Genomic DNA, 21,049 nt, shown 5'->3' on the forward strand with positions numbered 1-21,049 from the left:
CTAGCGTCCGCTCAGGCGTTGTTGAACTCGGTTGAATTCTCGCTGAATCTGGTTTGCCGTGGCTGGCGGAAGCTGAGCCTTTTTATTCAAGGCTTTCTGGAATAAAGGCACGCTTTCATTTAAGCGCTCCTGCCGCACAAAAATTTGCGCTTTCAGATAGCTCAATTCAGGATTATCCGGAGCCGCTGCGATCGCACGATCGATCGCCTGCATTGCCTTATCAAACTGCTTGAGATCTCGATATCCCACTGCTAAACCGCGATCGGCAACATAACGCGGTTGGGCAGTTTGTTCGAGTCGAGCGATCGCATCTTTTGGACTGGATAACGGCAAACTCAAATTCGTTGCTAGTGCCAAATCGATCATGCCTTTGACCAGATTTAACTCAGGATCTTTGGCATCAATGCGTTCTGCTGCGTCTAAATACCCAAATGCCTGCTGAAGACTACCCAAAATTCTCGGAACACCGTTGACTGTGCCTTCTGTTGCAGCAATATAACCGCCATCTAGAATTGTGCCTGCTGCCATGTAGAGATTGCCTCGCAGCGGGTCAGATTTCAGTAATGCCTGTGCAACGGTGCGAGTTTGATCTGCATTTGCCTTAAATTCACTGAGCAAAGCTTGTTTACGTCCCGCATTCGATTCGCCTTGAAAATTCATGTACGCAATCATCGCTTTCATTGCGAAAGCAAGCGGCTCATTTGCATCTGCCTGACTGAGAATTTTCTGTGCTTCGGTGTAATTGCCTTTCTCAAACATTGCCCGAAACGCCGATTCTGTTTGCGTGCTAATGGCGCGGGGATTGGTTGTTCTAAACGGATCTTTCGCGAGCGACGGACTCGCTAACATTCCCATCATTAATGCTGCTGCACTTAGACTTTGAGCCAGCCGACTCGATACCCACTTCACCATAACCATATGTTTGATTTCTCGATGCAATCAGAGCTTTAACTGACGATCTTATGCGATCGCAAGTTCCACAGGTAGCATTCCACAACTGCGTAGTTTAGGCGCTTGTCCTTTCACTGATTTGCCACAATAGAGACAGCCATCCGGAAAACCCTGAACTTGGGTAAACTATGCGGAGAGCCTTGCCCCTTAACTGTCTGAATTCATGCTTTATCTGCGCGACTTGTCTTATCATCCGACGGCTACTCCCGAACCGATTTTGAAATCGATCAATCTAGAAGTTGCGCCTCAGCAATGCAGTTTGATTGTTGGTCCAAGCGGTTCTGGAAAAAGTACGCTGCTAGAGATTTTGGCAGGATTGGCAGAGCATACGAGCGGAGAAATTGTCTGGCGAGAACAAGAATTAAATTTTTTGAATATGCAACAACTCTGTGGACTGGTGTTTCAGTTTCCAGAGCGCCATTTTTGCGGCGGCACGATTTTAGAAGAATTGCGGTTGGGACATCCGGAATTGAGTTCCGATCGCATTCACGAAGCTCTGCAAGAAGTCAGTTTAGATCATCTTCCCCTTTCGACGGCTCCTCATGCGTTGAGCGGTGGACAACAGCGCAGGCTTGCCTTGGCGGTACAACTGATTCGTCAGCCGAGTATTTTGTTACTCGACGAACCGACTGCGGGACTCGATTGGTCGATTCGGCGACAGTTGGTGCGATTATTAGCAAAGCTCAAAACGCATTGGAGTTTGCTTGTGGTTTCGCATGATGCTGGCGATATGTTAGAAATTGCCGATCGCTGTTGGACGTTGAAGCACGGGGAACTGAAAGAAGTTTCGCCGCAGGATCTCGTTGATCAGAAATTGGAGCGGGTGGGATGTTAGTTGCAACGCTGCCCGAGTTTGATGAACTGTGGCAATCGACTCTGAATTGGTGTCCGAGTGAGCAGGAGCGATCGCAGTTCCAAGCCTTTTATGAATTAATTCTTCAGGGCAATCAACAACAGAACCTGACTCGAATCACAGAGCCGTCTGACTTTTGGGAAAAGCATCTTTGGGATTCGCTAAGAGGTGTTTTTCCGAAAGTGACTCAATCGCGGTTAAGCGCGATCGATATTGGTACAGGAGCCGGATTTCCAGGCATTCCGATGGCGATCGCTCGTCCGAGTTGGAATGTTACCTTGCTTGATTCCACCCGCAAAAAGATCAATTTTCTCCAGGATGCGACTCGATCCTTGGGATTAACCAATGTGCGATTGCTCAGCGATCGCGTTGAACAAATTGGACAATCTGCTGGACATCGGGAAGCTTACCAACTCGCAACCATTCGCGCAGTGGCAGCCGCTCCTGTCTGTGCAGAATATGCGTTGCCTCTGTTAAAAGTCGGTGGCTTGGCAGTGCTTTATCGAGGTCAATGGACAGAAGAAGAAGCGATCGCGCTCGATCAGGCGGTGCAGCAATTGGGTGGAGCAGTGGAAGAGTGTGATCGCTTTGAAACACCTTTGACTCAAGGCGTTCGACATTGTCTATATATTCGCAAAACCGAGCCAACTCCGAGAGAATTTCCAAGAGCGATCGGGATTCCGACTCAAACACCGCTCTAACGCAAGACCTGAAGAATATGATCAAGCGTTATCTCCGAAGCCTCCTGTGATAACGCTTGAATTGCAGCAGCTTTGGCGATGGCTTGAATCTCTCCGCCCGTCAAACGATGCTGCTTTGCTAAAGTTTGCCAATCGAATTCTGACAGCGGCGTTTCTGCCGGAAATGCTTGTTTCCACAATTGCACACGAGCCATCGCATCAGGTTTCGGCAATTCGATCGTGAATTGAAAGCGCGATCGCAATGCAATTGGCACCGCGATCCGATGCCTGACACTAAAGCAGGTAAAAGTTCGACGAGAATTGATTAATTCAATTACTTTCTCGATTGGAGCAGAGCGCTTCAGCCAACGCTCAGCCGATTTAATTAATAACACCATCGGTGGTTCAGCGATTAAATCCTCAATCAGCGCAGCAGGGTGATCCACGATCGCTAAATCAATTTCAGTGAGTGGCATTTCTAATTGCTGAGCGATCCACTGTACCGAGAGCGTTTTACCCGTTCCAGGTGCACCAATGAATAAAGCATTGACACCCGGCAATTGTCGAAATCCCCAAGCCTTTAACTGCGGCGTGAACTGAATTTGATTACAGATTTGCTGCAACTGTTCTAAAACTGGATCGGGAAGCACTAAATCGATCGGCGTGCGAGGCACGGATCGCGCAAAGACATCAGAGACTTGAGGCTCTAATAACTCTTCTAATTCCATAAAATCTGCTGCGTCTGACAGCAAGTAATTGACGCACGCTTCTGAGAGCTTCAGCGATCGCATTAAAAAAAGTTGATCGGGTTCTTCGACCGTCATCAATCCTGATTGCATCAGCCGACTGGAACTGAGAAAGCTCGATCGCGCAATTCGCCACTCGGCATCCGTTCGACAGAGCAGACGCAACACTAAATCGATCGTTGGTCGTTCGGGAGTATCTTCTCCTGTCTGCAAATACCCATACATTTGCGCGTATCGACGATGCACTTCCGGCGCGAGCGCGATCAAAATCGCATTCTTTTCAAACACATTGAGTTCTAAGCGATCGCATAATATCGGTAAAGCTAACCCGATTCCTTTTTGCCAACTCGCTTGAATTCTCGCGTCTAATTGTTGTTGATAGCTTGCAGTGGGTGCAGATTTGCGTCGGTCTGCTGGAGAGTCAGAAGCAATCACTTCCTCAAAATTTACAACTCCTTTCCACCAATGACTCGTGACGCGATCTGCTTTTGTCTGCGAGATGCGCTCAATCGTTTTTGTGTCTTTGCGTTGTCGTGCGACTGCGGTTAAAAGCAATCGTTCTAGCCAATTTAATTCAACTTTGAGATACGCCCAATTATCAAGAAAAGGTTCAGCACGCATGAAACATCACAGCCATCGAGTGCCGTGATCGTACTCTACTTCACTTGAGGCGATGCAAAAATTCGATCGCGAGTCCATCCGCATCAGAAATAAATGCCACTTCGTAAACGCGATCACCAATCATTTGCTGAGTCGGCTCCAAGAGCACATTCAATGCTTGATCTTGCGCGGCTAACTTTTCTGTTAACGCCTCAATCCACTGCGGCAGATCATCTGCCAGTTCAGTCACTTCAAATGACAGATGATAATATCCCGTGTAATGCTCGTCATGAAACGCATCAGGCGCAGGTTTCGGCTCTGGAATTTGCAGTAGCTCAATCCGTCCACCCAAACCTTCCATCCAACACGCCAACGTGAAGCCGGTCTGGAACCGTTCAGCAACAGTGAATCCAAGCTGCTCATAAAACGCGATCGCGCGAAAAATGTCAGCCGTTCTAATCGAAACGTGATGCATGAGACAAAGTGTTACTCATGATGTTACTCATGAGACAAAGTGTTATTCAAACAGGCGGAAATAAGGATACCGGACAGGTGCGCCAGGTTCTTTTTCCAAATCAAAGTTAATCACGTCCCAACAGGGATCATCTTTTGGATCAGGACTAAATTCGACTGGAAGCCCATAGAGTCGAGGTTTTGGCGAATCAGCTTGTCCCCGCCAAGGTGTACTGCGTTCTAGATAGGTGCTAATCAATTCTTTGTATCGCTGAGCAATAATCACGCGAGTCGCGCGATAGCCCTGCGTATAGAGTCGATCGAGCGCTTCGTGAATCTCAAACCGGATGCCATCGGGATGCGTATGCTGGCGATACCATTCTTCGTTCCAAAGTCGCCAATGCCGCCCGGACTGCAAATGGATTAACTCACCCGTCTTCGGATTTGCTTCAAATGCGCCATGTCGCGGACACAGGTAGGTATCAGTCAGTGTCAGAGCCGGAATCGTTTGGCGGCAGTGGGGACACTGAATTTCAGGGCCGAAAATTGGATATTGAAAACTGGGATTAATCATGAAGTACGGGCACTCAAATCATTTCGTATTTGCGAGGCGCGATCGTGAAATTATTATAACTGGCGTTGATTGCACGTTGTTTGCACGTTTATAGAATCATTATCACCGTGAATTCGCTGGAAATGTCATTTCTTTTTACCCCAAATTTCTGGAATCCCCCCGATCTGTCGCTTGCTGCGTTTGTGGCTCCCAATGCGACGGTGTTGGGCAATGTCGAAATCGCTACAGGCGTAAGCATTTGGTATAACGCAGTTGTGCGTGCGGATATCGAACGGATCAGCCTGGGCGAAAGTACAAATATTCAAGATGGCGCGATTTTGCATGGTGATCCCGGTCAGATCACGCTTTTAGAAGAGTTTGTCACTGTTGGACATCGGGCAGTGATTCACAGTGCCCACATTGAGCGAGGCTGTTTGATCGGCATTGGCGCGATCGTACTTGATGGCGTTCGAGTTGGAGCAGGAAGCATTATCGGAGCGGGATCAGTTGTAACCAAGGATATTCCACCGCGATCGCTTGTAGTAGGCGTGCCCGGAAAACCGATTCGGGAACTGAGCGATCAAGAAGTCGAACACCTAATCGAACATGCTCAGAAGTACGAAAAACTCGCCTATGTTCACGCAAATCGGGGCACAGATCTCGGTTTTTATGAACAAATGTAAATTACCTGAGAGAACTGCTTTGAAAGCTGGACTAAATGCGCTAAAAATTTACATATAACAATATTGAAACATTTGATTACGCGAGAGCAATACTATGGACCTTCGCATCCTGATCGTGTTATTTCCGATTATCTTGGCTGGCGGTTGGGCAGTAACGCGGATTCTTCCGTATGCTTTACAACAAGTGAAAGGTTTCTTGGCTAAGTAGACTGAATTTTTGCCCACAGTTTGCAGCCGACCCTTCTTTTACTAGGAGGGTCGGTTTTGTTATGCGTTCCTTGCTAAGCTTATCGATCGATGAAATCAACGGTGATTGAATGCTCGACGAACAAGCGAAGAAAGCAATGCTCCTGAAAATTCCACATGGACTCTATGTCTGTGGCGTGAAAGATGGAGACGAAGTGAATGGGTTTACCGCAAGTTGGGTGATGCAAGGTTCGTTCAAGCCCCCTTTAGTGGTGAATTGCGTCAAAAGTGATTCTGGCTCAAATCAAATGATCCGCAATAGCGGTGTGTTTGCGTTGAGCTTCCTAGAAGCCGGGCAGAAAGATCTCGCGCAGAAGTTTTTCAAGCCACAGCGCCGAGTGGGCAACAAATTTGAAGATGTGGAATTTTATCTCGGCGAAACGGGGTGCCCGATTATTTCTGACTCTCTCGGCTATGTGGAATGCCGGGTTGTCGGAACCGTTGATCATGGAGATCACACCGTTTTTGTGGGCGAAGTGATCGCAGCAGGGGTGCATCGAGAGGGAGCGGCTTTGAATTTGGCGGATACGGGTTGGCAATATGGCGGTTGATTGAGGTGGGGAGTGGGGAGTAGGGAGTAAAGAGAGTTGTATTGCTTTTTTGGGCACTTGCAGAAGAACTTCCCCACTCTCCACCTAGATCGGACTTCCGTACCTCTCAGAATCGTCGCAAACTGAAACACTTAAGTAGATAATGAAGTGTCTACTTTGCCAATTTGGCACGAAATTCTCGACATGATAGACCTGAACTTTCCGGATCAACTTAGCCCGCAAACATTTCTGGTGCTGCTCGTTTTAGTAGCTTTGGAATGTGTGCTTTCGGCTGATAATGCGATCGCACTTGCAGCCTTGACTCAGGGATTGCAAAATCTCAAGTTGGAGCGTCAAGCTTTAAACATTGGCTTGGTCTTTGCCTATGTTTTGCGGATGTCGCTGATTTTGGCTGCGTCTTGGGTGATTGGCTACTGGCAGTTTGAGTTGGCGGGAGCGCTCTATCTGTTGTGGTTGGTATTTCAGTATTTCACGTCTCAAGAAGATGAGGAACACGCGCATCATGGGCCGCGGTTTACTTCACTTTGGCAGGCGATTCCGTTGATTGCGTTGACGGATTTAGCCTTTTCGCTTGACAGTGTGACTACTGCGATCGCGGTTTCTCAAGAGACTTGGCTGATTCTGCTCGGTGGCACGATCGGGATTGTGGCACTGCGATTTATGGCAGGCTTGTTTATTGGTTGGCTGGAAGAATTCACGCATTTGGAAGATGCAGGCTATATCACAGTTTCGTTTGTGGGCATTCGCTTGCTTCTGCGGGTGGTGAACGATCAGCTTGTCCCACCGGAATGGTTGATGATTACACTCGTCGCGCTCGTCTTTGCTTGGGGATTTTCCAAACGGAATCCGGATGTTGTTGAATCGCTACCTGAACCTGAAAAAGTAGAAGCGAAAGTAGAAGCCATTTCGGAAACTGAATAGCCTGCACGAGTCCGCACGAGTTGAAACCCCGTGATCGTCGGACAAAGTCTCTGAAGAGACTGTCTTTCTGAGCCATTGGCTAGGTTCGGGAGTCCCTTGAGGGAGTTCGCACAGTTAGTACCGGGTTTTGAATCCGGTGCGGGACAGAAACGCAGTCAAGATGATATTCAAGCGTTTTGTCTGTTAACCAGATCTCACAACTCCGGGCTTGGCCAAGCCCGGAGTTTTTGATTTAGGGAATGTAGCTTTGAATCACTCTGGCTGCACCTCGATACTGAGCGAAGTAAGTCTGGCTCACTCGATCGCCCTCTGCCGAAAGCACATCAATTCCAATTCCATTACGCCCCTGATCTTTACCAGAACTGTGAATATAGCGCTGCTCACCCAAGTAAAGCCCAACATGCGTCGCTTTCTCAGGCGTTCCAAAGAAGACTAAATCTCCTGGAATTAAATCTGTAACCGGGTGCAGAAATGCTTCTTGTTGATAGGCATCTCTGGGTAAGCGAATGCCAACCGAAGCAAAAGCAGCTTGCATTAATCCTGAACAATCGTAATTTGGAGCAACAGTTCCACCCCAAAGATACTCATTGGGTACAGCCATTGCTGCTTGAGTAAAGGCAATCACTTCAGGAATACAATCTCGGATTTCCTCTTCTGTCCAAACGGGGGCGTGATAAGGCGTTGCAACGGCTTCTAAAAATTGTAAATCATTCGGATCGAGCCACCCTGGATACTCATCCTCACAGGTCATGACTTTGAGCGGTGATTCCGACAAAATTTGCAGGTAACGACCTTGAGCCGATTGGGTTGCCAGACGCGTTAAATCTGGTGAATCGTAGAGATTGAGATTCGCGATCGTGCGATATTGCATAAGACGAAAATTTCACTGACTATGACTTTCTTCCACAAAGACGAACGGTTAGAAACATTGGGCGATCGCGTATTGCAAGCGACTTGGGCAGCATTTCCGACGCTTGCTCCCAACCAGATCGCAATCACCTGGATTGTGTATGACTCGCCTGTGTTCGTCAATACTGGCGGTGCAATTCGTCCTGAAGAATTTTGGCAGCGCTCTCCTAGAGGATTTGCCTATCGGGGCGTTGAGAATATTTATCCGGCAAGCGTCGTCAAATTATTCTACTTAGTCGCAGCCCATGAATGGTTAGAACGAGGCATGATCCCATCGTCTGCGGAACTCGATCGAGCCATGCGCGATATGATCGTCGATTCCAGCAATGATGCGACCGGATTAGTCGTCGATGTGCTGAGTGGGACGACAGGCGGTCCTGAATTACCTGCTGCACCCTTTGAAACCTGGAAATATCAGCGCAATATTGTTAATCGCTATTTGCAATCGCTGAATTGGTCGGAGTTCACGACGATTAATGTGAATCAGAAGACGTGGTGTGATGGTCCTTATGGACGAGAAAGAGCCTTTTACGGCGAGAATTTTGAGAATCGGAATATGTTAACGACGATCGCGTCTGCACGGTTGTTGCATAGTATTGTGGGCGGTGTTGCTGTCACAGCAGAACGATCGCAACAAATGATGGAGTTGATGAAGCGATCGCTCAATCCTGCTGATCTCGAAGCTGATCCGGAAAATCAAGTCGTTGGATTTATTGGTGGCGGTGTGCCTCAAAATGCTGGAGTGTGGTCAAAAGCAGGCTTGATGAGCCGAGTGCGTCATGATGCTGCTTATGTAGAAGTTCCAAGCTTGCAGCCTTATTTATTGGTCGTCTTTACCGAAGGCACAGCCCATAGCAATAATGAAGAGATTGTGCCGTTTGTGGCTCGCCAAGTGACAGAAGCCATGCAAGAGATTTAGAGACAGTCTTGCCCGTAAAAGGTCGCTTTACCGTCGTCTGTGGATCGTTCGCAAGATACGCCTTGATTGCGCCAGAGTTGGAACTGATGCCACAGTTGAGGCGTAGTTTGCATCCCGAAAATCAGACAGCCAACGGCGACGGAAACCCCCATCATCATTTGATTGAGTCGAATCATGCGCAGGATTAAGAAAACACTCAGAACATCGTAACTGAGCGATCGAGCATCCTGACATCGTTAATTTCACGTGTTACTTAGTAGGCTGTCGGGCAGACAGGTCTAATTTGGCTCGGAGTTCATCTTTAATTCGATTCAGAATCGAATCTTCGTCTAATGAGGAGAGGATTTTCGTCACGACCGCTTTCGGACTTTCTGCCCCCCATGAGGCATCATTCGCGAGGTAAACCTTGGCAATTTGACCGATCGCATAAGTCGAAACGCCTGCAACTGCTCCTTGCGTCACTGCAACCGAGAGATAAGGCGCGAGAGATAATCCGCCTGTTGCGGGAGCCGATAAGCCTAGTAGACTTTTCAGCGAACTGAGTCCTAGATTGGCTAAAAGCTCGCTTGCTGTAATGCCACCCATCGCGATCGCAATTCGTTGCAGCAGTTTAATCGCGCCTTGCTGCGTCATGCTAATCCCATAGAGTTTTGACAAACTCATAATCATCGCCACATCGATCGCGGCACTGCTAATTAAATCGAGAACCATGACTGGATTAACTGCCGTGGCGATCGCTTTCGTCATGACGCCATTCCAGATCGTGCGATTTGCCGTCTGCTCACGAATGTCGAGTTTTCGTTGGAGTAAGCGATCGTTGATCTGATCGGCAAATAACATCGAATTTAAGGCAACCAGAGATTTCCCCTCTCGATGCAAGACTTCTAGAATTTTGAGTTTGAGATCTTGAACCTGCGGATCAAGTCGGATCATCTGTGCCGACATCCGACCATCAGGACGTTTCACCGCACGAGCGACCATGGGAGAAGCCGCAGCCATGACAATCTCATCCGGTGAAAGCAATTCTTTGACGCGCTCATCTCGGATTTTTTGATAAATACTCATACGATCGGCATCGGGATACTGATCGATCTTGTTAAACACCAAAATCATGGGCTTCCCGAAATTTCGTAGTTCAGAAAGCGCCTGAAATTCAACCTTCGTAATATCGCCTGACACAATAAACAGCAAAAGATCGGCTTGCTGAGCCGCCTGACGCGCTAGCGCCTCTCTCGCTTCACCCTGCACTTCATCGATGCCGGGTGTGTCAATCAGTTCGATCTGAGAGCGATTTACGCTTGGAAGCGTCACGCGCAGAATCTCTTGATCACTGCCCGCGATCGCTTCACTTTCAATACTCCAATTCGCGGACTGCTGCGATCGAGTCACACCATGAATCGCGCCCGTTTCAAAAATCTGTTGCCCCAGTAGAGCATTCAGGAGCGAGGACTTGCCACGCCCGACCATACCAAAAGCTGCGATTTGAACGACGAGTCGATCAAGCTTTTCGAGCATCGTCTCTAGTCCGTGAATTTCTGACTCCAAACCCGATCGCTCTTGGGCGGTTAAATCTAGATTCTCAACTAACTCGCGTAGCGTTGCTTGAGCCTGTCGATAATTTAACTCGGTCTGGATCTGATCAAAGCCTGAAATCGCTTCGTCTAGTTCCTGATCCAAAGATTTGCCCGTATCGGAAATGGAGTCAGTCATAAATTCACAGAGAAGTATCCTCACTTCTCTCCATCCTAGCAACGCCGTTTAGAAACGAACTTTGCCCATTAAAAATCGATTCTCAAAAACAAGAATCGACCCCGGTCTTTAGCGGTAACGGCGATTACGGCGAGCCACGATCGCTTTGCGCTTGCGCTTTTCGAGCGGAGTTTCAAAATGACGGTGAGATCTGAGATCTGCTAAGATCCCTGCCTTTGAGACTTGGCGCTTAAAGCGGCGCAACGCTGAATCAATGCCTTCGTTTTCTCCTAAAACCACTTGGGTCATGCTGTTCCTCCAGTAGAATAATTCTTGAAAGTGATGGTTCTTTTTTGAACGGACTCAGACGAAAAATGACTGTCCACACCAGAGTATGCACAGCATCCGACAGAATGAGTTACCTACCATTGAGCAGGTTAACACAAATTCTCGTCTTCAGCGCACGAGTTGATGAACAAGACATAAATTTAAATCGCTGAAGTTCGTACTCAGTGCCAATTGTAAGTTTTCCATTGCCGCGACCAGCCATTGAACGCGATCGCGGCTGTAGCCTTCATAGTGATGGAATAACACTGAAAATCGCTTTTCTAGATAAGGTTTGACGCGCTGACAGAGTAAAACAATTTGCAGCAGCAGACGAGTTGTTGCAGTTGCGCCCAGATTGGAGAGCAGATCGATGAAGACAAAATGCTGCGGTTGCTGAAGACTGTCAATGACGAGGAAATTCAGCAATTGGCTACAAGTCCGCGTCATCAGAAAATCGCTCAGCGGCTGGTTTTCACTTTCTGAATAGGTCTGTTTGAGAAACTGCCCAAGTTGTTGATTGAAGTGACGATTTCCATAAGCTGGATTGACTGCATCAGTCAGATAGTGGTAAAGGTCAGCTTTGAAATGCTTGTAGGATTTGGCTTGCTGACAGTGCACGGAAAACCGCTTCGCAACGTCTTTACAGGTATAGTTTCCGTCAATTTTCCCCGTGAATTGATGTAACGCTGAACTGAGCGATCGATCATCTAATAAAGTCGGATTTTCGACGGGATGAATCACGCGGTTGCTCGATGCTCGACGCACTTGGTACGTGACATATTTGGATAAATCTAGTTCAAACTGCTTCTGGCGTTCGGCTTGAAGCTGGCGAATCGAGGCTTTTTGGACGTTTGGGGTTCCTTCAGTGACAAGACAATGCTCGTAGAGATATGGGTAACGGCGAATTAGGGTTCCGAAAGGTTGCGATTCAGCAGGAGTCAGTTCGGGGAGAAGAACGCTCGATAGCCGTTTCAGGGTCAGGTATTGCTCGGTATGCTGGAAAGCCTGAGTGATTTGTCGTTGTCGATTGATTAAGCGCGATCGCGAAAAATCTCCTGCAATCGGGCGGCTCGGTTTAGACTCGAACAAGCTGATCAGTTCCGCCACTTTTTCGTACTGATGCGGGCGAGATTGCCACCGATTGATCAAAATGTGACAGCAGCGATTGAGAACGAAGCGGAAATTTTGCGCTGCGCTTGGAGATTGGATTAAGAGATCGACGGTTTTTTGAAGTTCTGGATCAGGATATCCGGTGCCTTCGATAAATAAGAGCCGAAATCTTTCAATCAGGCGATGCGGCGGCTCAGTTTGAACAAGGTGTAAAAGATGATGATAAAGTCGTTCTTCTTCTTGCGAAATGCTGCGACCGTGATAGATTGACCCAGTATTCATAACTTCCGTAGCCCTCAACCCCAGTTTTCAGGAACAAAATGCGTCATGTGATTTTTCAGTAAACTCGACCGGGGCAAGGTCAAAGTATGGTTTATGGTAACGAAATCCGTGAAAGCTCAGTGTAATTTGAGTCACTTCACACGGATTTCATACAGAAATACGGTGTGTGCTTCACATATTTTTTACTACCAGACTTATTGGTTTCTTTCCGGGTTTCTAGATTGTGATCCGGATCAACCTGGTTAATTTATACAGGCTTAAAAAAGAGTGGATGAGATTGTTCAAGAGATGAATTTGTTCTGTGACAGATTTTGTTCTGCTACAACGCATTCAATCGATCCGCCCAATCGAATGCGTTGTGCCATCACACCTAAACTATGACCGGATGGAAGTAGAATGCTAATCCCAGCACTAAATACGCTGCCAGTAATAACGTGCCTTCGAGCCAATTTGATCGTCCATCCGAACTAATCGAGTTCGTAATTAGAACCGCAACGGCAACGGCAACTAATTCAAAAGGATTAAAGTCCAAATCCATCGGCTGACCCATAAACCAGCCTGCAATCACTAGCACTGGAGCCACAAATAGCGCAATCTGCAAACTTGAACCCACGGCAACTGAAACCGACAGATCCATTTTGTCTTTCATTGCGACTGTAACTGCTGTGGCATGTTCTGCGGCATTTCCCACGATCGGGAGCAAGATGACCCCAGTAAAGAGCGCGGTTAATCCCAATTTTGCGGTGGCTTCTTCCAAGCTATCGACCAGCAGTTCAGACTCGATCGCAACTAAGACGGTACAGACCAAAAGCACGATCGACCACAACACAAGATTGGGCTTTTCGTGCGGTTCTTTATGAGTGAGATTTGACTCAGCGGATTCTTCGTTCTCTGCAACGCCGACATCATAGAGATAAGTATGAGTCTTCATGGAAAAGAGCAAGGTCAGAGCATAGACCGTGATCAGCACGATCGCGACTGCGATCGACAGTTTTTGTAAAACATCTCCTGAAATCCCGGCAGACGTAATATTCATCGCAGTAGGAAGCAGCATCGCGATCACAGCCAAATTCATCGAAGACGCATTCACGCGAGCGACAATCGGTTGAAACTCTTGCTCTTTGTAACGGAGTCCGCCGAGCAACATCGATAAACCCATGACCAGCAGCAGATTCCCGATAATTGAGCCTGTGAGGCTGGCTTTGACCACATCGATCAGCCCTGCATTCAGGGCAACGAGCGCAATAATCAATTCGGTAGCATTGCCAAATGTGGCATTCATCAAGCCACCTAACGTGGGACCGACCACAACAGCGATTTCTTCTGTTGCTGTCCCCATCCAGGCTGCGAGTGGCAAAATTGCAGCAGCAGCAGTGGCGAAAACGATCAGCGATCCCCATTCGAGGTAGTGGGCTGCGATCGAAACCGGGATCATCACCAGTAGCACTGTAAAAATGATGTTTTTGACTGACATTCGGGTTCCAGAATGAGAAATTTCTCTCAATAGGATACTCACGATTCTTCTTCTTTGATCGAGGAATTGAGGGTGGGGAGTGGGGAGATGGGGAGTAGGGAGATGGGGAGAGGTAACGAAGCGTTGAGATTCGTCGCGAAGATGTTAACTCCCGTGCGGGGATCTTAAAAAATTGTGAAATGGAGTGCAAAATGCGGTTGAATCGATACAGATGATTGCAGAATGATGGGTCGCAGCCATTCGATTTGTCGTTCCGCTGTCACATCAGCGTTATCACAATCTAGCTCTGAGCACCCATTTTGGTCAGAATAGACGTTGGTGATGAGTTAGATTGTGTTTTTTTTAGGCTTGTTATTGTTGAAGCAGGGAAATTTGCGATCGAGCGCATTCCTGAATCTCTATGCAAGGCTGCCTCCACCTCACTAAGTTTTCTAAGTTTGACCCGTTCTGTTTACGCCCTTGTTCGGATGCAGCGTAAACGCACTTTTAATGTGGAAATTGATTCAATGACTTCATTTGATGTTTCAACTCGTTTGTCTGATGGATCGACGGATCCCCTAGAAACTGCAATTGGGGTTTACGTCACGGTTCACGGTCACTTTTACCAGCCCCCCCGCGAGAATCCTTATCTTGATGCGATCGAGCGGCAACCCAGTGCTGCACCGTTTCACGATTGGAATGAGCGGATTCACTACGAATGCTATCGCCCCAATGCATTTGCCAGAGTGCTAAACGAGTCTGGTGAGTTACTGGGGATCGTCAATAATTTTGAGTATTTGAGCTTTAACATTGGCGCGACGCTGATGAGTTGGATTGAGCGGCATGACGTTGAGGTGTATCAACGGATTGTCGAAGCCGATCGCAAAAGCTGTGAGCGATTGAACGGGCATGGAAATGCGATCGCTCAAGTCTATAACCACATTATTTTGCCCTTGGCAAATGAGCGCGATAAGCGAACTCAGATTCGCTGGGGGAAAGCAGATTTTCGATCGCACTTTGGACGCGATCCCGAAGGCATGTGGTTGGCAGAAACCGCGATCGATTACCCCACCGTCAAAGCCTTAATTGAAGAGGGAATTAAGTTTACGATTCTCGCTCCCTCTCAGGCAGAACGATGTCGAGCGTTCTCCGATGCAGATTGGCAAGAAGTTGGGGGTGGACAGATTGATCCGACCCGTCCTTATCGCTGTTTTCTCAATCCTGGGGATCACAGTTCTCCTTATTTAGATATCTTCTTTTATGACGGTCCCATTTCTCGCGATATGGGATTTGATACCGCGCTGAGTAGTTCGCATCATCTTGCAGGACGCTTAGGACAGGCTGTGCGTGGGGATCATCGTCCGACTCAGTTGATCTCAGTGGCGACCGATGGCGAAACATTTGGACATCACAAAGGCGGAACTGAGAAATGTTTAGCGTATGCGTTTATTGAGGAATTTCCGCGTCGAGATTGGACGGTGACGAATTTCGCACATTATCTCAGTCTCAATCCACCGACTTGGGAAGTGGAATTGAAGCCTGTGACCGCTTGGAGCTGCGCGCATGGCGTCGATCGTTGGCAAGAGAATTGTGGCTGTGGTGGGGGTGGGGAATGGCATCAACACTGGAGACGACCGCTACGAGATTCACTCGATTGGTTGCGGGATCAGTTGATTCGAGTTTACGAAGAAGAAGGCAAAAAGCTGTTTAATGATCCTTGGGCAGCGCGGGATGAATATATTCAAGTGATCCGCGATCGCGGCAACTTATCTAAATTTCTTGCCAAGCATCAGGTTCAGAAATTGGGCAATGGTGAGCGATTAGATGCTGTCCGCTTACTCGAAATGCAGCGACATGCGCTGTTGATGTATACCAGTTGTGGTTGGTTTTTTGAGGAGCTTTCTCGACCAGAAGGAACGCAGATTTTACGTTATGCGGCGCGCGCGTTAGAACTTGCTGGAGATGTGTCTGGAATTCAGCTTGAGAAAGGATTTACCAAGCGGTTGATTTCGGCTCCGAGTAATGTCGATTGTTTCAAAAATGGAGCGGAAGTTTATCGACAGTTAGTGATTCCAGCCCAGATTTCGTTTGAACAAGTGGCGGCACACTATGCGATCAGTTCACTGTTTACGTCTTATGCACGTGAGGAGCGGGTTTACTGCTATACGGCGAATCAGTTAGATTATCAGGCTCAACGGATGGGATCTGTGACTTTAGCGATCGGGCAGTTGCAATTAACTTCAGAAATTACTCGCGAAAGTCGGCATTTCATTTTTGCGGTGCTGCATCTTTGCGGATGGGATTTTTATTGCTGTATTCAGCCGTTTACTGGACGACGAAGCTATACGCAGGTGAAAGAGCAGGTATTTGAAACGCTGGCTCAAGGCAGTGCGGCTCAGACGATTCTGAAGATGAATCAGACATTTGGAGAAGCTGCCTATAGTCTGCAAGATCTTTTTGCAGAGGAGCGGCATCGGATGATGCAGTTGCTCAGCCAGGAGACTCTGACGCGGTTGGATCAGCTTTACACGCAGGTATATCGCGATAACTATGGAGTGCTCATGGCGTTTCATCGCGATGAATTACCTGTGCCACGAGAGTTGCAGGTTGCAGCAGAAATTGCGATCGGGCATCGCTTGTTGCTAACCCTGCGATCGCTCGAACAAGATATGGATGAGTGGAATGCCAGTCTGATGCATTTGGGGCAGTTGGAAGCGATCGCAACTGAGGCGGCGCATTTACGGTGTCAGATGCAGCAACCGGAAGCCCGCGAGATTTTGCAGCGCTTGATTGAGCGATCGTTGTGGATGGTGCTGAATGAGGCTGATCTGAAAACGGTAGAGCCTCAGATTCGGCGGTTAGAACGGTTGGTAGTGCTGAATGGGCAACTCGGCTTAGGGGTGTCGATCGCGAAGAGCCAAGAAGCGTTTTACCAGTGGTTAAATCACAAGCCTGTACTAAGTTCGGCAATGCGGGAATTAGCAGCAAGGTTTGCGATCGTGGTTTAAGTCTCGCGTACTCGTTCACCACAATGAATCTGATAGGGAGATAGGGAGAAATCTAAGTTTGGGTTCTTCCTACTCCCTACTCCCCACTCTTGGTTAAGCAAACCTTACAATTTGCCGATGCGATATCGTTTGAAAAAAGCCCCGCACATCAGTCAGGGACTCGTTTAGCAGAAAGTCGAAGCCAGTTTCTTACAGCAGACAGAGCTTTCTCGATCTCGTGATCTCAAGGTATGATCCTTTTTGAACTTCTCGAATTGTCACAGATGGCTTCGCTTCCAGACTATCGCCCGAAACAACTCTCGCTCGGTCCTTTAGAAGCTGAGATTCTTCGCATCGTTTGGGAACTTGAAACGGTGACTGTGAAGGATGTTCACGATCGCATTTTGACCGATCCTGATCGCGAACTTGCCTACACTTCAGTGACAACCGTTCTCAATCGATTAGTGAAGAAAGGCTGGCTTGCCTGCAATAAACAGAATCGCTCGTTCACTTGGACGGCGATCGTGTCTCAATCTGAGGCAAAAGCGCTGCAAGCGATGGAGCAATTAAATCAGTTTCTAGCCGTAACGAATCCAGATATTGTGGCAGCGTTTGCGGATAGTTTGGATCAAGCGAGTTGCGATCAGCTAGACGCGATCGCACAACGGCTGAAAGCGGCTCGTCAAAAACGGGAGGAACGATAATGCATTTGATGTTGCTACTCGTTGCGCTCAGTTTGGCGATCGCGGTTCGATGGGCTTGGCGCGCTCGAACGGAAAGCTGGAATACCCGCTGGCAGACGACACTAGGTGCATTTCTGTTTCCGCCTTTGTTGTTGATTACAAGTGCGATCGCGATTCTGTGTATGGGACCGCGCGGTCAGATGATGCGCTGGCACGAAGGATGGGGAAGTTATGGAATTGCGATCGGGTTTCTCATGGTAGCCGTTTTTCTCTTTGCTCAGTTAGCTTGGCAAGCTCGGAAATCGTTTCAGCAAGTGAAGCAAATGCCAGAAGAAACGGTTTTAGAAATACCCGTTCGATTACTAGAGCATTCGACACCGTACATTGCTCAGATCGGATTCTGGAATCCTGAGTTAGTTGTGAGTGATAGCTTATTAGAAACGCTAGACGAATCGCATTTGCAAGTCACGCTGACTCATGAACAGGCGCATCGACATTATCGGGATACATTTTGGTTCTTTTGGTTGGGCGGATTGCGTCGGTTAACCGCATGGCTCCCGAATACGGAAGCGCTGTGGCAAGAATTGATTTTGCTGCGAGAGCTACGGGCAGATCGTTGGGCAGCTCGGCAGACGGATGGTTTGTTACTCGCTGAAGCATTGTTCTCTATCGTTTCTGCTTCTCAAATGCAGACTGAACCTTGGATTGCAGCGTTGAGCGGAACACGTCTGGATGAGCGAATCGATGCTTTGCTAGATGAGACAGAGAGTGAGGAACCGCAGAGCTATTTTGTGTGGATGGGATTATCGATCGTGCTTCTGCCGTTGTTTATGATTCCATTCCATTTCTAAGTCATCCTGTTTATTGAGACGTTCAGGCCTTTCTGTAACACTTCGTTGTAGGGGAACAAAATGTCTTGAATGGTTTGGTTTTACGTGGAAGCTGTTACCTTTTTTTGCACAGCAATCCAGTCATCATATCGCTGGGTTGCTGTGGGCGAAGAACCAATCGCATAGTCTGAATATTGAGGCAGGGTTGGTTAACCTGCGCCGCGAGAGCCGCCCTACCTCAACACAAACTCGAAGAGCATCGAAGTGCTCATTTTTAATTTCACGGATCACGCAACAGGTCTATTGAATTCAGTACTTTTTCGATCGTATCGGGTGCAACTTGATCTGTGACAATAACCGTCCCGATTTGGCGCGGCAAGACGAATCGAACTTTTCCGTCTTTTACTTTCTTATCTGCCTGTAAAGTCGGCACAATTTCTGAACGATCGAATCCTCCTGGAATCTGAGTGGGCAATCCTGCTTTTTCGATTAAAGCTTTCTGACGATCGCATTCTGCTCGATCCCACAATCCCATTTCTACCGCAATCAATCCGGCTGCCATCATTCCGATCGCAACTCCTTCACCGTGATTGATCACTTTGTAATTCGTCAGACTTTCGATCGCATGTCCAATTGTATGCCCATAGTTAAGAATTTCTCGTAATCCTGATTCTTTCTCATCTTTGCTAACGACATGTGCTTTTGCTTTCGCCGATCGCACTAACATTTCTCGAACCAGTTCATCTCCAACGGCACGGATTTGATCTAATCGTTTTGCCTGTTCCAGCATTTCAAACAATTCTGCATCCCAGATGATGCCGTATTTGATGACTTCCGCGATCGCCGCTCGAAATTCCCGGGCAGGCAGTGTTTTCAGCACTTCTGGATCGATTAACACCAATCTTGGCTGATGAAATGCGCCAATTAGATTCTTTCCTCTAGGATGATTCACACCCGTTTTGCCGCCAATTGCCGCATCTACCATTGCGAGTAACGATGTAGGCACTTGTACGACATTAATTCCTCTTAGCCAAGTCGCTGCTGCAAATCCAGTCATATCTCCGATCACGCCACCGCCGAGGGCAATCATCACCGATGATCGCTCTAATCGATTTTCCAGAGCTGCGTCATAAATCTTTTGCAAGGTGGCGGGTGTTTTATACCGTTCTCCTGCGGGCAATAAGCAAGAACTGACGGTAAAACCTGCTTGTGTCAGGGAATCTGTCACCGTTTGCCCGTACTGCTTAAAAATTGCTGCATTCGAGACAATCAGCGCTTTTTTACCCAGTTTGGAAAGCGGCTGGATACGATCTCCGAGTTCAGCAATCGATGCGATCGCGATGTCATAAGAATTTTGCGGCAGCGAGACAGGAATCACAGAAGACATAAAACCCTTCTTAAAAAATGGCAGTTTGCTGATCTTACCAAGCGATCGAGGTCTGTAGATTAAGATCAACAGAAGTGATCTTCTTTTGCCCTACTTCAGCCAAGACGCTAGGAAGCGTTCAGTGTGATAAAGCGCTAATTGATTGCTAATACCATTGAAAACTGCATCAAAAGCATGTTCTGCCCAGGGTATTTCAATGAATACGGCAATGTTGCCATTTTGGTTTAACTTTTCATACATCGCACGTCCGAATTTTGATTGCACGATGTGATCGCGTCCACCGTAAATGAGTAGAGTCGGGGGGAGATGCGATCGCACAGTTTGATAAGGCGATGCCTGACGATAGAGATCCGAGAATTCTTGGGGTGTACCACCGAGAAAATTTCGTAAAACAGTTCGGCTGTCAATTGGATCAGGAAATGGAGGATTGTTGTAACCATCGGTCAGATCGACGGGACTATAGTAATTGACAACGGCGCGGAACGGAAAAGCATCGAGTGCAAAAGCCGTTAACATTGCTAAATGTCCGCCTGCAGAACGTCCCATGATTGCCATACGATCGAGATTCACTTCGTATTCGTCGGCATGCTGTTGAATGAATTTTAATGCAGTTTTAATATCTTCAATTTGAGTGGGAAATTTATATTCTGGAGCGTGACGATAATCGATTGCTAAAACTGTATATCCTTGTGCTGCAATATATTGACTGAACTGTTCATTAGAATTTGGACTTCCTGATCGCCAGGCTCCTCCGTAAATCACGACGATCGCCGGATTCTCTCCGGTTCTATTCGGACGATAAACATTCATCGTCAGTTGCACATTGTCGGGATTCGCAACTGGAATATCGAGTGTGCGACGGACTTGAGATCGAGGAATTCCTTGAAATGCATCTAAAACATTGAACGGTGACGATCGAAAATTGGGTAAAGATGGAATCTTGCTTAGCTTTGATTGCATTGCAATTTCGGCGCGTTCTGCTGTGGTGGGAAATTGCAATGCAGGCAGCAAGCTTAAGCCCAAAGCGAACAGCATTCCGATAAAAATGGGCAGAGATTTGAGGCGGACAAATGCCAGGAAAGCTGCGATCGCATTCGTCACAATTAACCAGTGACTAATCTCTGGTGCGCCAACACTTAATGGTAATAGCGAAAAAATTGGAGCAGGAATGACAACCCAAATCGAAATAAAAAAACTAAGAAAACTAAACAGAATAATCAATACTTGGGCAATCAT

General features: G+C 47.6%; 22 protein-coding genes. 10 read left to right on the forward strand and 12 right to left on the reverse strand.

What is annotated here, in order from left to right; all coding sequences use genetic code 11:
- Positions 1–912, reverse strand: a complete 912-nt coding sequence (locus OU814_RS00625) for a Sll0314/Alr1548 family TPR repeat-containing protein (RefSeq protein ID WP_017291049.1) — start codon at positions 910–912, stop codon at positions 1–3.
- 202 nt (positions 913–1,114) lie between these two features.
- Between OU814_RS00625 and OU814_RS00630 the strand changes: the two genes are divergently transcribed.
- Both OU814_RS00630 and rsmG read left to right on the forward strand, forming a co-directional pair.
- A complete protein-coding gene (locus tag OU814_RS00630) occupies positions 1,115–1,786 on the forward strand; it encodes an ABC transporter ATP-binding protein (RefSeq protein WP_017291048.1) in 672 nt (223 codons plus the stop codon).
- Positions 1,780–2,505, forward strand: coding sequence for a 16S rRNA (guanine(527)-N(7))-methyltransferase RsmG (rsmG, locus tag OU814_RS00635; RefSeq protein WP_268179687.1), 726 nt, complete (start codon positions 1,780–1,782; stop codon positions 2,503–2,505). Before OU814_RS00630 ends, rsmG begins: the two co-directional genes overlap by 7 nt.
- Here the strand turns inward: rsmG and OU814_RS00640 are convergent.
- From OU814_RS00640 to OU814_RS00650, 3 genes are read right to left on the reverse strand one after another with little or no spacing between them, the layout of a single operon-like run.
- Entirely contained in the window at positions 2,502–3,851 is a 1,350-nt protein-coding gene (locus OU814_RS00640; protein WP_268179689.1) for an AAA family ATPase, read from the reverse strand. The two genes, rsmG and OU814_RS00640, sit on opposite strands and share 4 nt — an antisense overlap.
- A 40-nt stretch (positions 3,852–3,891) precedes the next feature.
- Positions 3,892–4,305 carry a VOC family protein gene (locus OU814_RS00645; protein ID WP_268179691.1) on the reverse strand — a complete coding sequence of 138 codons (414 nt, stop codon included), beginning with the start codon at positions 4,303–4,305 and terminating at the stop codon, positions 3,892–3,894.
- Positions 4,306–4,347: 42 nt separating this feature from the next.
- On the reverse strand, positions 4,348–4,857 hold the full coding sequence (locus OU814_RS00650; protein WP_017291044.1) for a TIGR02652 family protein: 510 nt from the start codon (positions 4,855–4,857) through the stop codon (positions 4,348–4,350).
- Between the two features lie 122 nt (positions 4,858–4,979).
- Here OU814_RS00650 and OU814_RS00655 point away from each other — a divergent pair, with 122 nt between their 5' ends.
- The 4 genes from OU814_RS00655 to OU814_RS00670 all read left to right on the forward strand — a co-directional run bounded on the left by OU814_RS00655 (position 4,980) and on the right by OU814_RS00670 (position 7,237).
- Positions 4,980–5,519 carry a gamma carbonic anhydrase family protein gene (locus OU814_RS00655; protein ID WP_268179693.1) on the forward strand — a complete coding sequence of 180 codons (540 nt, stop codon included), beginning with the start codon at positions 4,980–4,982 and terminating at the stop codon, positions 5,517–5,519.
- 94 nt (positions 5,520–5,613) lie between these two features.
- Entirely contained in the window at positions 5,614–5,727 is a 114-nt protein-coding gene (locus OU814_RS00660) for a photosystem II protein Y (RefSeq protein WP_017291042.1), read from the forward strand.
- 109 nt (positions 5,728–5,836) lie between these two features.
- Positions 5,837–6,316 (forward strand): flavin reductase family protein, encoded by a 480-nt coding sequence (locus OU814_RS00665; protein WP_190649601.1) that lies wholly within the window; start codon positions 5,837–5,839, stop codon positions 6,314–6,316.
- A 147-nt stretch (positions 6,317–6,463) separates the two neighbouring features.
- Positions 6,464–7,237: a TerC family protein gene (locus OU814_RS00670; protein WP_017291040.1), complete on the forward strand. Its 774-nt coding sequence runs from the start codon at positions 6,464–6,466 to the stop codon at positions 7,235–7,237.
- Between the two features lie 232 nt (positions 7,238–7,469).
- On the opposite strand, the gene OU814_RS00675 is transcribed toward OU814_RS00670, so the two are convergent.
- On the reverse strand, positions 7,470–8,108 hold the full coding sequence (locus tag OU814_RS00675; RefSeq protein WP_268179696.1) for a C40 family peptidase: 639 nt from the start codon (positions 8,106–8,108) through the stop codon (positions 7,470–7,472).
- A 21-nt stretch (positions 8,109–8,129) separates the two neighbouring features.
- Here OU814_RS00675 and OU814_RS00680 point away from each other — a divergent pair, with 21 nt between their 5' ends.
- Complete coding sequence (locus OU814_RS00680) at positions 8,130–9,065, forward strand: serine hydrolase (protein ID WP_268179698.1); 936 nt, start codon at positions 8,130–8,132, stop codon at positions 9,063–9,065.
- Here the strand turns inward: OU814_RS00680 and OU814_RS00685 are convergent.
- The 5 genes from OU814_RS00685 to cax all read right to left on the reverse strand — a co-directional run bounded on the left by OU814_RS00685 (position 9,062) and on the right by cax (position 13,947).
- Entirely contained in the window at positions 9,062–9,241 is a 180-nt protein-coding gene (locus OU814_RS00685) for a hypothetical protein (RefSeq protein ID WP_190649595.1), read from the reverse strand. The genes OU814_RS00680 and OU814_RS00685 overlap by 4 nt on opposite strands.
- 73 nt (positions 9,242–9,314) lie before the next feature.
- Positions 9,315–10,775, reverse strand: a complete 1,461-nt coding sequence (locus OU814_RS00690) for a GTP-binding protein (RefSeq protein WP_268179701.1) — start codon at positions 10,773–10,775, stop codon at positions 9,315–9,317.
- 108 nt (positions 10,776–10,883) lie between these two features.
- Positions 10,884–11,063, reverse strand: a complete 180-nt coding sequence (gene rpsU, locus OU814_RS00695; protein WP_017291035.1) for a 30S ribosomal protein S21 — start codon at positions 11,061–11,063, stop codon at positions 10,884–10,886.
- Positions 11,064–11,210: 147 nt separating this feature from the next.
- Positions 11,211–12,473, reverse strand: coding sequence for a hypothetical protein (locus tag OU814_RS00700; RefSeq protein ID WP_017291034.1), 1,263 nt, complete (start codon positions 12,471–12,473; stop codon positions 11,211–11,213).
- A 370-nt stretch (positions 12,474–12,843) separates the two neighbouring features.
- Positions 12,844–13,947 (reverse strand): calcium/proton exchanger, encoded by a 1,104-nt coding sequence (gene cax / locus OU814_RS00705; RefSeq protein ID WP_190649591.1) that lies wholly within the window; start codon positions 13,945–13,947, stop codon positions 12,844–12,846.
- Between the two features lie 506 nt (positions 13,948–14,453).
- Between cax and OU814_RS00710 the strand changes: the two genes are divergently transcribed.
- The 3 genes from OU814_RS00710 (at position 14,454) to OU814_RS00720 (ending at position 18,447) form a co-directional block, all read left to right on the forward strand.
- Entirely contained in the window at positions 14,454–16,934 is a 2,481-nt protein-coding gene (locus tag OU814_RS00710; RefSeq protein WP_268179707.1) for a DUF3536 domain-containing protein, read from the forward strand.
- A gap of 263 nt (positions 16,935–17,197) precedes the next feature.
- A complete protein-coding gene (locus tag OU814_RS00715) occupies positions 17,198–17,617 on the forward strand; it encodes a BlaI/MecI/CopY family transcriptional regulator (RefSeq protein WP_026148998.1) in 420 nt (139 codons plus the stop codon).
- Entirely contained in the window at positions 17,617–18,447 is an 831-nt protein-coding gene (locus OU814_RS00720) for a M56 family metallopeptidase (protein ID WP_190649587.1), read from the forward strand. The genes OU814_RS00715 and OU814_RS00720 overlap by 1 nt, the downstream gene beginning before the upstream one ends.
- 259 nt (positions 18,448–18,706) lie before the next feature.
- Here the strand turns inward: OU814_RS00720 and aroB are convergent, their stop codons facing one another.
- Positions 18,707–19,813, reverse strand: a complete 1,107-nt coding sequence (aroB, locus tag OU814_RS00725) for a 3-dehydroquinate synthase (RefSeq protein WP_017291029.1) — start codon at positions 19,811–19,813, stop codon at positions 18,707–18,709.
- 90 nt (positions 19,814–19,903) lie between these two features.
- Positions 19,904–21,049: an alpha/beta hydrolase gene (locus OU814_RS00730; RefSeq protein WP_268179711.1), complete on the reverse strand. Its 1,146-nt coding sequence runs from the start codon at positions 21,047–21,049 to the stop codon at positions 19,904–19,906.

This window comes from Leptolyngbya sp. GGD (assembly GCF_026735145.1).
Lineage (GTDB): Bacteria > Cyanobacteriota > Cyanobacteriia > Leptolyngbyales > Leptolyngbyaceae > Leptolyngbya > Leptolyngbya boryana.